At 56.6% G+C, this 15,275-nt stretch carries 13 protein-coding genes; 2 read left to right on the top strand and 11 right to left on the bottom strand.

Annotated features, from left to right (window positions below; translation table 11 throughout):
* Position 1 precedes the first annotated feature (1 nt).
* From AC1DT6_RS24170 to AC1DT6_RS24220, 11 genes are all read right to left on the bottom strand, one after another.
* Positions 2-1,183, bottom strand: a complete 1,182-nt coding sequence (locus tag AC1DT6_RS24170) for a hypothetical protein (protein WP_441632795.1) — start codon at positions 1,181-1,183, stop codon at positions 2-4.
* Between the two features lie 176 nt (positions 1,184-1,359).
* Positions 1,360-1,620, bottom strand: coding sequence for a PAAR domain-containing protein (locus tag AC1DT6_RS24175; protein ID WP_477102576.1), 261 nt, complete (start codon positions 1,618-1,620; stop codon positions 1,360-1,362).
* A 5-nt stretch (positions 1,621-1,625) separates the two neighbouring features.
* Entirely contained in the window at positions 1,626-2,396 is a 771-nt protein-coding gene (locus tag AC1DT6_RS24180) for a hypothetical protein (RefSeq protein WP_441632799.1), read from the bottom strand.
* Positions 2,397-2,444: 48 nt separating this feature from the next.
* Positions 2,445-3,017, bottom strand: a complete 573-nt coding sequence (locus AC1DT6_RS24185) for a hypothetical protein (protein ID WP_441632801.1) — start codon at positions 3,015-3,017, stop codon at positions 2,445-2,447.
* Positions 3,018-3,045: 28 nt separating this feature from the next.
* Positions 3,046-3,741, bottom strand: a complete 696-nt coding sequence (locus tag AC1DT6_RS24190; protein ID WP_441632803.1) for a hypothetical protein — start codon at positions 3,739-3,741, stop codon at positions 3,046-3,048.
* A 498-nt stretch (positions 3,742-4,239) separates the two neighbouring features.
* Positions 4,240-4,812, bottom strand: a complete 573-nt coding sequence (locus tag AC1DT6_RS24195; RefSeq protein WP_441632805.1) for a hypothetical protein — start codon at positions 4,810-4,812, stop codon at positions 4,240-4,242.
* Positions 4,813-4,815: 3 nt separating this feature from the next.
* On the bottom strand, positions 4,816-7,242 hold the full coding sequence (locus tag AC1DT6_RS24200) for a glycoside hydrolase family 19 protein (RefSeq protein WP_477111397.1): 2,427 nt from the start codon (positions 7,240-7,242) through the stop codon (positions 4,816-4,818).
* Positions 7,243-7,244: 2 nt separating this feature from the next.
* Positions 7,245-9,602 carry a type VI secretion system Vgr family protein gene (locus tag AC1DT6_RS24205; protein ID WP_477114960.1) on the bottom strand — a complete coding sequence of 786 codons (2,358 nt, stop codon included), beginning with the start codon at positions 9,600-9,602 and terminating at the stop codon, positions 7,245-7,247.
* Between the two features lie 546 nt (positions 9,603-10,148).
* Positions 10,149-10,982 carry a tripartite tricarboxylate transporter substrate binding protein gene (locus AC1DT6_RS24210; RefSeq protein ID WP_441632811.1) on the bottom strand — a complete coding sequence of 278 codons (834 nt, stop codon included), beginning with the start codon at positions 10,980-10,982 and terminating at the stop codon, positions 10,149-10,151.
* 224 nt (positions 10,983-11,206) lie between these two features.
* Positions 11,207-11,998, bottom strand: a complete 792-nt coding sequence (locus tag AC1DT6_RS24215; RefSeq protein WP_441632813.1) for a GntR family transcriptional regulator — start codon at positions 11,996-11,998, stop codon at positions 11,207-11,209.
* Between the two features lie 770 nt (positions 11,999-12,768).
* On the bottom strand, positions 12,769-13,326 hold the full coding sequence (locus AC1DT6_RS24220) for a hypothetical protein (RefSeq protein ID WP_441632815.1): 558 nt from the start codon (positions 13,324-13,326) through the stop codon (positions 12,769-12,771).
* Between the two features lie 510 nt (positions 13,327-13,836).
* Between AC1DT6_RS24220 and AC1DT6_RS24225 the strand changes: the two genes are divergently transcribed.
* Together AC1DT6_RS24225 and AC1DT6_RS24230 are read left to right on the top strand one after the other, a co-directional pair.
* Positions 13,837-15,078 (top strand): hypothetical protein, encoded by a 1,242-nt coding sequence (locus tag AC1DT6_RS24225; protein WP_477114961.1) that lies wholly within the window; start codon positions 13,837-13,839, stop codon positions 15,076-15,078.
* Positions 15,075-15,269: a hypothetical protein gene (locus AC1DT6_RS24230; protein ID WP_441632818.1), complete on the top strand. Its 195-nt coding sequence runs from the start codon at positions 15,075-15,077 to the stop codon at positions 15,267-15,269. The genes AC1DT6_RS24225 and AC1DT6_RS24230 overlap by 4 nt, the downstream gene beginning before the upstream one ends.
* The last annotated feature ends 6 nt before the right edge of the window (positions 15,270-15,275 follow it).

Here is a 15,275-nt window from a genome sequence, read left to right on the forward strand (position 1 = left end):
GTTATTCGTTGGATTCGTCATACGGCGAAGTGGGGTCCGTTGTGGGGTCCGCTGCGGGGCTCACATAAAGGATGGCGGCCTGCGCGGCTTGTGTGTGCTCGGGCGTGTGAACGATCAGGTGCGGGCCGGCACTCGCCGACTCAACGGCGGCGGCAATCGACAGCCAGCCGCCTGCCGCGCCCGCGTGACCGATGACGCTATCGGGCCGGCGCTGCGTTTCCAGCTTTGTGATGCCGCTCAGCGAAGCGCTGCCGAGTGCAGACAGCAGAGCCGTATCGTGCGAGGCGTCCAGCCCGCTGATCCAGGCGGGATGGACGGCCGGGGCTTCGGCGTTGCCCCACATCACGGCGTTCGCCAGCACATCAGCGAGCGCATCCAGCTCGCCTGCAACCGGCCGGTGCAGGGTCGCCATGACCTTGACCGGCTCAGGTAGCAGAAACACACCAGGACCGAGCAGTACGGCGACGCCGCCTTCGGTACTGCCAGCAGGCGGCGCATCGTGCCACTGCGCGGCAATCACCAGCAGCGGCCGCTTCTCGCCAGCGTCGAGCCACGCATCGGCTACGAGCAGGCCATTGCCGGCCGGCACCGCCATGCACTCAAGCGCAGGCAATCCGGCAATCCGCAGGGCGTGGCGGACCTGTTGCACACGAGTATCGGCGCACTCCGCGGACGCGAGCACCCGCACGGCGGGCGCATAAGTCGCGCCGTACTGCGACAATGCATGCAGGCTTGGGCCGAGCGTGTCGAGGGTCTGGGCAAGCATCCGCACGACGGGCGGAATTTGCTCACGCGTGGGCGCGGGCGCAACGCTCGGCTGCTGTCCGGCGGCGTCCCCCAAGTCTTCATCCGTCAACGGCGCCGGTTCCTCTTCGTCCGGCTCCGCAAACAGCGGATCGTCATCTGTAAACCGGCTATGCACGATCGTTCCGGCACCAGTGCGCGGCGACTGTGCCTCCATCAAGATCATCGTCCCGGCAAGGGCAGCCGAAAGCGGCTCGCTCTTGAGCGGCAGGCAATACCCAACACCAAGTACCTGCAACGGCTGCTGCGCATAACGCACGCGGTGACTCAGCCATTGGCGCCGGTGCATATTCCGGTAGTGCGCCCGGAACCAGATCGCCTCATATCCGGCACGCGCAATGCCAAGCGTGAAAAGAAACAAGCCGTTGGGCAGGCCCACCACGCTGAACCAGAACCACGGGCCGCGCGCGGGCGTGCCCGCCGGCCACAGCAACAGCGCTGCCGCGCCACCAATCCCGCAGCACAGCACCCAGCCGATAAGCCACGGCACAAGGCGCGGCTTGTTCGCGGGGTACGCACTCGGCAAGCCCACCGCTGCCAGATCGACCGCCATCGTCAGGCGATATTCACGTTTTGCAGCGACGAAAGCAACCGGCAGCCGCACGCGCAGCGGTGATGGTGCATCGCGACCGGCCTCCCGCCCTTGCCGGGAAACGAGGCGTTGCCCTCGGCAATCGTCGTCCTCCCATGCCGCGCACAGAGTGCCTCGTCACCGAGGCACGCCAGAAGCCGGCCCATGAACATCATTTCCGACGAGGCGGTCGTTACGGAACCGCCGTTTTCCAATGCGTCACCGACGCGAATAGGGGATCTCATAATAATCACTGAAAGTTGAATGATTTCTCGCACGATGCGCGTTCAATCCGAGTCCATTTACTCGATTTAATGTCAACAACGTCGACGTATTCATTAGATCCACAACTATGCAAACCAAGAGAAACATAACGTCCATCGAGCGAAATCACTGGCGATACACTTGGAGATGCCTCCCTCCGCATTTTTGACGAACGCATGCCTGCCATATAAAACCCAGGCAAATTAACGATATTTTTATCGCTACCGATTTTCGCAACAACCGCCAGGAAACTCATCGGATTCAAGGAAACGGGAACAAGAGATGCATAAATACCAGCCCGCAGATTTACGTCTGATAAAAATCCGACATGGGGAGCCGCCATCTTTGCGCGAACGACCACCTCAGGCTTACAGTGCATCAATTTATCCACTGTAATATATGAAGTCCCCGACACAATCACCAATTCCCGGTCAGAACTCAACCTTATACCAAGCGGCTTTTTTTCGACCAAGCATCGATTCCGATAGCCGGGCCCTTTTATAACAATCTCCGGCTCAGAATTTACCTCGATACTGAAATCTCTATCTGTGATCGATTCAGCACAAAAAAGCCCGCACATCCACATCAAAAACAAAATAGCGACGCATCGAAAACGTATCGCAATCGGCTTGCCGTCCTTGCCCGGAAGCGACGCGTTGCCCTTGGCGATCGTCGCCCTGCCACGTGAGCCCCGTCGCCCAAACACGCCTGAGGCGGCTATCGATTTCTCATCGCCACTTCCCAGTTTTTCGCCCATTCGAATACGGCTTCGCATTGCTCGCCCCAGATCATTTACCTGCTTTTATTAAAACATTCCTTTTCCGACTTTCGGCAGACGGGTCATGCACAGTCTTGGGATATTTTCTTCGTAGTACGTACTAATAAGCCGCCTCCTCTTTTTATCAACCTTCAGGTTGATAAACCGATATCCACACGCCGGGTACGCTTCCACAAACGTAGAGTTGTTAATTGAATAAAGAAAAACCCTATGGATTGTATAAACACCCATCCCATCATCGACAGACCAAATGGAAAACCCTTTCCGGCCATCAAAGCTATAGTCATCGACTGCGACATGAATGGGTTTTTCCGTGTCGACGCCAATTTCTCCACGATGAACTCTCTTCTCGGGGTTCACAATAGCGAAGGTTACTGAATGACCGTCGACTCTCAAGATGGCCCTCGTAGCTGGAGTCGGCGCGAATGCGATTGTCGAATCTTCCGCAAAAACGCCACAGGAAGCCAAAACCAACGGAACGAGGAGCAATCTATCGATCATGCGCATGGTCATCAATTCTTTTTTTATGCTGAGCCGAATACTGGGGCGACCAAGAGTAAAAATTGCCTTCCCATAGGTATTTCCAAACGCCGTCTGCATAAACTCCGTACACACCCGACTTTCACAGTTACTCCTCCATGAAACGGAGCGTCCCAATCATTTCCATAAACAGGTCGTAACTGAAGCCATTTTCCAGGCTAAGCTCGCGCTTGCGTAGCAGGCACACGGCATCTAATTGGGCCGTCATCTTGTCGTTGCCAACCATGACATGAACGCAGCGATAGCGTGATGTGTACTCCTTCTCTGGCTTGCAACGTCCACGTGCTTTGGCAAAGGTTTCCTCAGCGATCCAGCCATGCCAGTTACTGCCCTGGATCGGCCTTACCTCGGTTTTTATTGCCGGGTCACCGCAGTTTGATGTTTGGTATGCTGAACTCATCACCAGCGTCGGCAGGCTATCTCCGGGTTTCAATCGGAATACGCTGTGACCTTTAGCAGTCAACTTTCTTTCGATTCCGATCTCTTCGACGATGAAGGCAACGCTATCGCCCCCACGGGGGTCGAAGTTCGGATCGTATTGAAAATCCATTTCCATGACGGCATAGTCCTTGTTTTTATATGAACTGGTGCACCCGAACCCAATCACTTGATCAGAGACGCTTTTCAAAGCCGGAGTTCTCAATGACATGCCACATTGCTCCTCCACTTTGGAAGAAGTACGATTAGTTCCGATGCTGCGAAGACGAGCCGCGTCAGTTGCCGATTGCGCATAGGCGATCGAATATAAAAGCAGCCCGCATGCTGCGATAATGCGCCGAATCATGGATCCTTTCCTATCTCAGTGGAGCAGGCATTGTCTGCCCACATATACTTCCAGAAATCTCCGGAAGTATTTTTCATCATGAATTCCGAATATTTCTGAATTCGGTTACTCCATAAAACGGAGCGTCCCAAGCATTTCCATAAAAAGGTCGTAACTGAAGCCACTTTCCAGGCTAAGCTCGCGCTTGCGTAGCAGACACACACCTCCTAATTGGGCCATCATTTTTTCGTTGCCAACCATGACGTGAACACAGCGGTAGCTGTGATTGCTCGTATCCGGCACGTGCAATACCAAGTGCGAGAAGGAGCAAGCCGTTGGGCGGGCCCGCCGCGCCAAACCAGAACCAAGGACCGCGCGCGCGGTTAGCGACGCCGCCCGGGCACCACTCTGTGCGGCCACCGCAGCCCGGAAACCCTTCTGTCAATGAGCCTCCTAACGATGTGCTCGGAAATTGGGCAAAAGATGTGCATAACACAATGGGTTGTACGTCATCACTCTCTACTGACCTACTTGTTTGGCAAGCCTAGCTTTCAAAATTAGAGCCTCATATTTTTTAATAAAAATATTCCCCGAAGATGTATTTGGAGCGCAAAATTTTGTTGTCAGGACATTTTTTTTATCGCCCAGCGCAATTGATACGCATTTTGCGGTCAGTGAATAGCCGTCATTCCTCTTGTATTTAGGCAGCATCTGCATAAATCCGACCCACTCACCTATATACCCCTCCATTCCACTGACAAATACGTGCCGAGCCGGATAATTTTCTATCTGGTGTCGAGTAAAATTCTGGCCATCGATTTCTTCGTATGAAAAATAGTACCTCCCATCATCCAAGTATAATCTGTCAGCATCTGATATCACGGAATCAATGCCATGCCTATCATCAAGGGAGAGATAATTATCCCCACCATAATTAGTGTGGTTTTCTATTTCATAATAGCAATCAGAAATCATCTTAAATTTAAATTCCCTGCTCTCAGGCAACTCAAAATTACACCTCGACTCCGAAAATGCGGTGGAGGATGAAACCGCACACATCAGCGCAAGCACGGCAAAATAGAATAATTTCATCAATCAATCCATTATCAGCTTGAAGTCAACTGAAAATCCATCGACCATATCGGAAAGATACGAATACGCGTGTCTTGTGAGCCTTAGTCGTTCGTCAAACCCAACCGCCTGCGCATTCACGCAAAGCGTGACATTTCTGATCGCACTGGCTAACGCTGTCGAGTCAATATCCTCATCAAACGATACTCTTTCGACCCAATAATTAATGCCTAATTTCCCCAACGGAACAAGGACGTGATTCTCGTTATAACGGTATCTCTGCTTGCTGGCCCAATAATATCCGCTCACATCGCAAGCATTATAAGCCTCTGCAATCACGCTTTCCGGGCCTGGGTCAGTTGCGAAATTCGCACCACCACGATATTTGCTATAATTTCGATAATTATCCCCACCCGTCAGCTGAATCATCCCTTTTCCGGAAAAACGTACGCCGTCCCCGGGATCGCAATTCCCGAGAGGGGACAGTGTTTTCATCTGACCGCCAATCAATCTTTGAACTGGCGTATGACATCGTCCCTCATAATAATTCGTGAGGTAAGCCACCGAGCCATTCTCCCGCATAGAAGAATAGAGACCTGTTTCATGCAGCGTTTGCCCAAACCAGTTTGCCATTCTTGGCTTCGATGTAATTCCATATCTATTCATACAGACACTTATCGCAGGATAAAGATTGGTTGGTCGCACCACACGACCGCTGTTATCGTTTCGTCCATCTTTAAAAATTTTCGATAACGATTGAATCGTGCGATTCGATCCAGCTGGAATAGCCTGAGCCAGTTCTCGGATGTTCAGCCACCCGCACTTCCTGAAATGGCGGATGAATTCAAGTGGGTGAAAAAACCAGAGTTTCTGTGCTGGAGGGAGTCCTGTTGCATCCCAGAATTGTAATCTCACCTGAAAATCGATAAATTTCTTATACCCATCAGGATTATTTTCGTAAAATCCACCTTGATCCGTGATCTTTGCGTATCGTGTTTCATTGTTTTTACTATCCCACTCGCTTGGAGCCTCACATACAAAACCACGCAGCTTGGCGCGAACATCATGTGCCATCACATAGCCGCGCAGTTCATCGTCCTTGCTCCATTCCTTCGGGTTGGGCACCACAGACGACGCGCTTGTAACAGTCGCTGCCGGAGCGGTGGTGGAGGCGGAAGACGCATTAACATCGTTCAGCAATTGCTTCAAGGCATCGACATCGCACAGCGCATCACTGTCAAATGGGCTGTTAGTGTCACTGACCTTTCTCCAGTTCATGAAGAACGGAAAATCAGCGTCAGAGGTTTTTATAACCTTATGGTCGCTAATATCGATATAGCCCGCTTTGCCATCAGTGTCGAATACCACGGAAATCCAAGTGCGGCGATCGCCGGCAGCCTGTAACGTAATCGACGGATTAAGAACCCGCCCGAAGCGCTGCATTTCATAGCCGTCCGCAGGGCAAGCGGGATACAACGCCGTTGCCCGCTTGAAGAGATCGTACTCATAATCCGCGTACGCATCCGGCATGGGATCAAGTGTCAGCGGTCGGAGCGGTGTTCCGTCTCCTATATCGAGCCATGAGCGGGTGTAGCGCTGGCCGCGGTCGAAAAACGCCTCGACATACAAGGTTTGGCCATCGGCAAGTGTTCCGGCCTGCTGCCCAGCGAACGTTATGCCGTGAATCTTGGAGTTACCATCGGGCGAAGGATTGACCGGCGACGGCAGGAAGGTGCTCGGACCACGAATCACATAGTACGTACTTCCCCAACAATCTGAGGTCGTAGATGTGACTAGTTGCTGCTGTCCTAGCTGGGTTGCATCGAAATACCCGTGGGGTCCGGTGAAGTCATCCGGCATCATGAAAATCTCGAAGTGCAGGTACGGAATGCCATGGCACTTGCCCACGTAACCAAGGACATCTTTTCTGCAAACTTTCTGTCCCTCGCCGGAAACGGCTCCCTTTGTAGAGTGCTTCAGCCAGGATGGAAACGCGTAGTGTGCTGGCGCCGGGATCGGCGGAAGACCTCGGCTGTTCTGCTCGTCCAGATCCATCAAATGTATGTAGAGCGAATAGAATGTCAGCTTGCGACCGTTGCCGGTCTCTGTCGTGTGCTTCAGCAGCACAAAGCCCGTATTGCTGTTCAGTTCAGGCGTTCCATCCGCTTTTTGCACACCATCGCTGATCGGCTTCTGGCTCACGCCATATGCCACAACTTCACCGTCGGCAATTGCCCGCACCTCAAGATTCTGGTTACTGGGATACAGATGTACGCCGGTATGCCAGCGGCGATCAAAGGCAACCGGATAGATGCCGTGTGCCAGTTCGTATCCGTCCACTTCGTCCATCATGGGATCAACTGGATATCGTTTCGGCACATCGCCGGAACTGGCGGACATGCCGTCAGACGTCAGGCCCGAAGCGGGAAGGAATGGAGGGCTGATGAGCATGTTTAGCGCGATATGTTGTAGGAATTCGTTGCATTGAAATTGCTTTTTGGAAGCGCTGGCAACGGGGCATTGACACTAGCAGGGCCTTCGAACGTGAACGATGCTGCCTTGATCTTGAAATCGCCCGGGCAGTGGAACACGACATTGCCGTTCTCGATCGTAAGCGCGGCGCCGCCGCTCGCCATGACAGTCTTCGTGCGCCCTGTAACCAACACGTCGGCGCTGGCGCTTGCCACCCGCAGTTGCTTGTCGGCAAACAGGTCCATCGCGTCGCTCTGTGCCTGAATCTCGACCTTGCCCTTCGCCGCGAAGATCTTCAGCCCGAGCTTGTGCGCGCACAGCGAGATCAGGTCGCCGGCGGCCAGCGTGAAGCGCTTTACCGCGCTCACGTCAACGTGCCTGCCGGCGCTTACCATCACGTTTGCGCTGGCGGCCTGCTGGATCGATTGTGGGGTCACCAGCGCGATGCCGCCTGGTGCGCTGGCGATCAGCCCTGCGCTCTTGAGCTGGTCCAGCGCGTCTTTCAGGCTCGCCTGGGTCGCCTTGTCGGCGGGCACGGCCTTCGCCTGCGTGGTGGTGTCGACCAGCGCGGTCACGCGGCTCAGGGCCAACTGAAGCTCCTGGAGCGCCGCCTGCATCTCAAGCTGCGGGGCATTCGGGCTCGACAAGCCGTCGGCTGACAGCATCAGGCCCTTCGCCCCGTGCACGGTGCCCCAGCCCTGCGTGCTGATCTCGAAGCCCTCGCCGCGCTTCTGTTTCTGGCTGTCGACCAGATAGCCAAGGCTGACCGACGACTTCATGTAGACCGTCGCGACCTTCGCGCCTTCGTGGCCCTTCAGATCCTCGAAGCGGATCTTCGCGCCATGGAGCGGCGAGCGCCATATCGCGCGGCTGTGCCAGCCCGCCTTGCCATGTACGATGTCCGGGTGCGCATAGTCATGCAGCGCCCCGGCGATATACATGCGGTCCACGTCCCCGTTGGTGCATTCGAGCCGGACCTCCGTGCCCGGCAGCGGCGGCGAATGGAAGCCGCCCTGGTATGACGCGCTTGGGCGCATGAGGCGCAGCGGCATGGTGTTCACGCCCCGCTTGCCCGTGCGGCGCTGGAAATGCGGCAGTGCCCGGTAGCGGCCGTATTCGTCCAGCCACGCGTAAGGGCCGTCGTCGCCCGACTCGATGGTGGCGACCAGCGTGCCGCCGATCCTGCGCCAGTCCCGCTCAGGGACGTACTCAGGGCGATACGTCAGATGCGAGGGCGTTGCCTCGAACGTGTTGATGACCGGCTGGCTGCGACTGCCTGTCGTGACCAGCTTCGTGATCACGACACCGTATTCGGCCTCGGGCATCTTGTGGTTGGTCAGGCGCACCACCATGCCGGGCATCATGCCGATCACGTTGCTCGTGCCCCTGAACGTGGTCTGCCGGGCGATCAGTTCATCGCGTCTGGCGTCGGCCAGCATCTGCCCGACCTCTGCCGTGTGGTGGTGCTCGGTGCCGCGGTTCACGCTGCCGTACACGGAGTGGTCGTCGCGCGCGACGTACGACTCGGCCTTCAGCGGATCACCAGGCGTACGGTAGTTTTGCTCCCGTAACTCGACCACGGCCGGCACCAGTTTGCGGACCGGACTGATCGACAGCACCGCCTCGTGCCAGTTGCCCGAGAGGCCGGAAACCGGCATCAGCGGCACCTCGAGCGCGCGCACGTAGCCGCGGGGCGAGTTGCCGAATACGATCGTGTCGCGCTGTGGTCCGTCTCCCTTGCGGCCCTGCTTGAAGTAGATGAAGATGCCGGCGCGCCGGCAATAGCGCGACACAAAGTTCCAGACGGTCTCCTCGTACATGACCGTCTGCTCAAAGCGCTCCTCGACGCCTTCCAGCTTGAACTCGACGTCGAATGACTCGATCAGGTGGCGGTCGATGATCGACTCGGCGATCAGTTCCTTTAGCGTCTTGTCCAGGAAGATTCCCGAGTCGTACACCTGCCTGTACAGGGCAACACGTGGCTCGATGCGCAGCCTGTAGGTGGACTCGTCACGGCTTGTGCTGAGACGCTCCCATTGCGTCACCACGCCATTGACCGTGCGTGCAGGACTGACTACCGGGTCGACCAGACCCGGCAACGATGGGATCGCGGCGCGTTCGTCGATCGTAAAGGTCGAGCGACGCCCCACGCAGGCCGCGCCGTCGATCGCCTTGTCGATCGACGTGACGGTGATGTCAGCCACGTAGGTTTCGTTGAACCCTTCCTCAAGACGGAACTCCAGAACATCCAGCGGCGAGGTGAGCGTGGCTACCGAGAGACCGAGGTGCTGGGTCAGCCTGGCACTCGGATGCTGCAAAACGTCAATGAGGGTTCGCATGGCGGCAGTGAAATCCGGTTTCTCGTTGATCGGCATGGACGCGCTGCGTGTGCCAGTGCCATCTAGCGGAACAGGCTAGCTCACCACATCAAGGGCTGTCTATCGGACAAGTCCGAATCTGGCGCCATCCACTGACGAAGCGTTTTCCAATGGCGGGGGAGCCTGGAGAGCCAGATAGCCAACGCATTTCCATCGGTTGATGAGCCTCGGTTAAACAAGGCCCGTTTGGTATTGACAGCCGATGGGAGGCCGGCTAGCGGGGATGGTTGATCATCGCCGGATGATCATCGACTTGTACGAAACAGGAATCCGCACCATAGCAGGCGCGCGCCATACTCGAGGGCACCGAGACGCTGGAATTCTTTCCCGCCGCGAACGCGCACGCGCGCTGCGCATGGATCGCCTCGGCGCCGGGCCGGCTGCATTATCGCCAGATGAAGCGCAACAACCGGGGGCTGGTATTGCGCTATCTGCGCACACCATAGCAATCCTTGCGGCCAGTTTCCTGATTCTCCTCACGGCGCCACCTCGCGACTGCAACACAATTCAATCGGCCTGAATTCGATCGCGGCTGATGACCTTCTCCCACTCGGTCATCTGCACCTTGATAAACCGAGATGCTTCCGATGGCGTTCCTGCCACGACCGCACCGCCGAGGTTACTCACACGTTCCCGGCTCTCGGACTCGCTCATTGCCTTGCGAATCGCTTCCGAAAGACGCTGTACGATGTGGGGTGGTGTGCCGGCAGGAGCAAACACGCTGTTCCACTCGTACACCTCATAGCGCATCACTCCCTCTTCTGCCATGGTCGGCGTGCCGGGCAGGGCTGCGACACGTTTGTCGCCGGTCACGGCAAGCGCGCGGAGCTTTCCGGCGCGGATATGAGGCAAGGCGGAGGCCGTGTTGGCGAAGAAGACCGGGACCTGACCGGCAATGACGTCAGCCAAGGCCGGGCCGCCGCCCTTGTAGGGGACATGTAGCAACTCGATTCCCATGGACTGCGCAAACATCGCACCAGCCAAGTGCTGTGCGGTCCCATTCCCACCTGATGCATAGGCAATTCGACCTGGCTCCTTGCGAGCCAATGACACCACATCACCCACCGAGGATGCAGGAAAACCAGGATTCGCGACCAGGATGTTCGGGAACAAGGCAATCAACGATACCGGCACGAACGATCCGATGGGGTCATAAGGCAGTCGTTTGTACAGGGCCGGGTTGATCGCAAACGATGATGCATCCAGCAGCAGCGTATAGCCATCCGGATCCGTTTTTGCGACCAGATCCGCGGCAATCCTACCCCCAGCGCCAGGGCGATTGTCGACCGTGACCCTTTGCCCCAGTTCCTGGCTGAGAAGAGGCGACAGCAGGCGTGCCATTGCATCAGCACCTCCGCCCGGTGGATAGCCCACGACTAACCGGATAGGTTTTTCCGTCGGCCATGCCGTCGCTTGCGCGTGGCTACCGATCAGGCCACAGCAAAGCACGGCTATAGATGCACAGACTGCGAATCGCATAGGTCTCCAATCAATTTGCGGCTACTTCCCGAGCGGGCCGCTATAACGCGAAGGTCCCGCTTAACACCATCGGGGTTGACAGGCCTTCAACGAGTCTCGGTGCGGTACTGAAACTCGTCTCCGTTACCCAAGGCCAGGCGATATTCCACAGGCTTATCCGCCATATCGAACGCAACACGAGTTACCGACAATGCCGGGTGGTGCTCAGCCACACGAAGCAGTTCCGCTTCGCGTCCGCCTAGCCTGGTAAAGCTCAGATCATCGACGGCTCGACAGACCGTCACCCCGCAACGTACCGCGTAAAACGGATACAACAGAGCGGGGAATTCGCGGGGTTCAAGTACGGACAACCCGCGAAATCTCACCTCCGGCAGCCAAATGGTCTCGAGCAATCGGACCATTCCCTTCCAACTGCGCTGCCGTGACAAGTGCACTACCTGCGCGCCTTCTTCCAACCCTAGCTTCGCGGCCACGTCGACCGGTGCGGGCAAGACCTGCCTAGACATGATGCGAGACTGCGGAAGCTCTGCGCTGTCATCATCACAGCGAAGAAATCGCGTCATAAAGGCCCCGTATAGGGCACCTCTCACATAGGTCCCGCGGCCCTGCGCCCGCTCGAGCATGCCTTGGTCCACCAACACGTGAATCGCCGCGCGCACAGTTCCGACCGCGACGCGATAGTGCTGTGCCAAAGCGCTCTCCGTTGCAATCGCTGTACCTGGCGCCCACTCACCAGCCAAGATACGCGCCTTCAGCGAACCAGCGATTCTCGACCAGAGCGGTGAGGTGCCGACGAGCAAAGCATCATCGAATTCAGCAGGGATTCCGGAGGAGGCAACAGATTTCATTAAATAAAAATCACTAAAATATTTGGCCATACTATTCTTCTATCAAACAACAAGTCAAGTCCACTTGAATAAAATCGTACTTTTCCTAATAGAATAGGAATAATCCTATTTACCTTTGTTTTATTCTGTTTTCAACTCTAACGATTGACAATCAATTTCATATATTCTTCTTCGATCGCTGCGGCTGCACCCGGGGCCCCGTATCGCCCAGACTACAGGACTGACCTAGCCGAATGGGGGACGGTTGCCGGCAAAAGCGGGGTTCGTGTGGGCGTTGTAGCGTTGTAGTCCAGCCTAGCTTTCCTGGCATCGACAACAGTGCGCTTTCGCGTCCACTCCCTCATCGCGGGGATGTGTGACGTGCTGGAGCCCGATACACATCAGAAGACGAAATGGTACGGCTACACCGATTTGACTTGCGTGGCCCGCGCCGGAACCCCTCATGGCACGATGCGCACTGGCATGCGCTGCTGGGGGCGGCGTATGCACTGGGCTGGCACCTGGCCCCGCCCGGTCGCCGCCGGTCTGTGCGGACTGGTTGCCGCCGGTTCCGATCGCGCTGGCGCCCGACCATTTCGGCAAGCCTGTGCCGACGGCACCGATAGATGAACCAATGACGGCTTGTGCCACTCACCGGCATCGACATCAACCCGTGTACATCAAGCTGAGTGCCCCACTTCGGGTGAAATCCGACTTGCAGCACCAGGCATGCGCACTGTGCCCATATGAAGGTGACCCGGAGCTGCTGCGCCAATTGGTAGCCCCGGCAGCAACCGATGTTGACCAGGGTCGCGCGTCCGTTAGTCCTTGCCCTCCAAAATACCTGTCAGTGCTTCCGTCAGCGTGGTCACGACCTGCGCGCCTTTGCTCGCTGCAGCGTTGCCAGCGCCATTGGTTTCACGGAAATACTGGATGGAATATTCCCATGGCTGGAAATTCAATAGCCCTTGTTTCAGTTCATCTACCCTGCCCTGCAGGCGTTCGACTTCGTCGCTGCTTAGCATCTGGACCACCGCGGTGGGGCGCGGTGCCCGCACATTGCCCGGGTCGACCGACAGAACCCACTTCTGACGCGGCAGCCGTGAGTCCGACAACTTCAGCACGGAAATAGCCCCGAGGAAGGCAGCCGATGCGGATGGGACATCCAGCGTCAGTACGGCGTCACCGTAACTTGCGCGAATCTGTTTCCCGTGTGTCGACACGGAAAAACCCTCCCCGCCGAGGAAGACGTGAAACTCCTTTTTTAGCTCGTCGAGGATCCGCTGCCTGTCTTTGATCCGGAGGGCAATGAGCTTATCACCCAGTTTAGCTTCCTCTTCCCTCAATTCTTGAATTCGCTTGAAACCTTCCAGGGCCATGCCTGCACTCCTTGATCTGACAAAATCGATTGACGAAAAACGTTGACGGCCTGTGACTCGTGGCGGTCGATCTCGCGCCGGTCCAATCTATCTGGCATTTGCTCCGGAAATCTCATCCGATATGGATGGGTTCCCTTCAAGAACAAAACTCGTCAAGATGGAAAATCTCAATCTGGCTGAGACGCCCATACTTTACTCGGTTTCAGTGTTTCAGTCATTGCAAGGTTCGCATAACCTATTCAATCAATCTTGTTTTCCATGGATGTAGCAAATCTACGACACAGATAGGACGAGTAAATGATTAAAGGAATCGGATGAATCATATCTTTCATAACGATTTTTTCCACTATCGCTATTCTTTATAAGGCGCTAAAAAAAATTAGTACTTGTCCCATTGATTCCAATGAGGCATTACGCTCAAATCGGGGCTACATTTGCGCACATAGCCCATCCGGAGAGAGAGCGTATGCAGAAGAACAAGCGGCCCATCGGCATTTGGGAGGCCCAGCCATGAAGCGAAGAATTGCCTGCGTTAACGACGAACTGGAGGATGGTGGCAGGATCCTGCCCTCTCCAGGCCGAGGTTGCACTTTTGGCGATCCCGCTCGCCAGACAGCGATGATCGGAGGCCAGGCATACTGCGAAGCCTGCAAGAGCACTGGCACGATTGCCAAGGCCGGCGGGCCACGCCGGATGCAGTTCATGGGCGAGATTGCCCTGGACGGCGATATTGTCCTGTGCCGGTGCCCGACGCCGCCGCGCATTGTTGCTCTGCTTGCCGGCGAAAAATGGTTCGACGATATGGGCGCACGCAATGGCGCACCCGCGGCCATCTCCCCCGCACAGAGCATATTTGCGGCATCCAACCCGCAGTACGACCAACAGATCCAGCTCATCAACGAGCAGACGGGGCAACCGTTGGCGCGCGTGAGATATCGCCTCATCGGTGAGCTGGGTACGTTTGACGGCCGCACTGACGAACAGGGGATGAGTGAGCGCGTCGCCAGCGACACCGCATCGACCATGAAGATCGAAATCTTGGGGGCCGGGCGCCTGATGCGGCCGATCAAGACGGTTAAGGTGCAACATACGTCTATCGAGGACCGGGCGCCGGTCAAGGTCTATCTGTTACAGCCCCGCGGCACGCTGTATTGGGGCAGTGCCGAGCTGGACGGCGGATATGTTCAGCCGCTGCTCGATGCGTTCCGGAAGGCGGGGATTGCGCACTGCTTCGCTGGGCTGACCCATGCCGCTGGCGCAGCCATGCCAAATGGAAACGAATTCGCTGGCACATTGCTTGACGCTATCCATTCGGGAATGCCGATCCGCTCGCGCGACGACAGCGAGTGGACGATTGCGGGCGGTATAGCGATGGAGGCTCCGCAGTTCAACCTGATCGGCTACAGCTACGGCTCTCTCCTGGCCGCGCAAACCGCATGGTCATATGCCCGTGCCGGCCACGTGATCGACCATTTGGTACTGGTGGGCTCACCGATTGAGGCGGGGTTCCTTTCACACCTGCGCAACCACGAGAACATCCGCAAGACCATCGTTATCGATCTGGAGCCGTTCGGAGACCCGATCTACGCCGGAATGCCTTGGCGCGAGCTGGTTGAATCGGTGCCGATGCTTGAGAGCCAGATGCTCGCCGGCAAGTGCGAGGGGCACTTCTACTATGCCCATGTTGTGAGAGACAGCCCGAAACGATGGGCTGCGCTCGCCGAGCGTGTTGCGGCGGAGGGCCTTAGATGACTACGCGCACCAAGGCCCTTGTGCGCATCGTCCCCGGCCTCGGAGCACTTCTCGCTCTCGATGGGCTCGGCCTGGCCGTGGCTACCATCCTGGTGACAAACTGCGTGCTCCGCCCGCCATGGGCACAGCATCAACAGATGCGCACTGCGACCCGCAAAGATGAAGTCACGCTCGTCACACTCTTCCGATGAACAGCC

The sequence above is a fragment of the Cupriavidus sp. 01L45 genome (assembly GCF_056399885.1).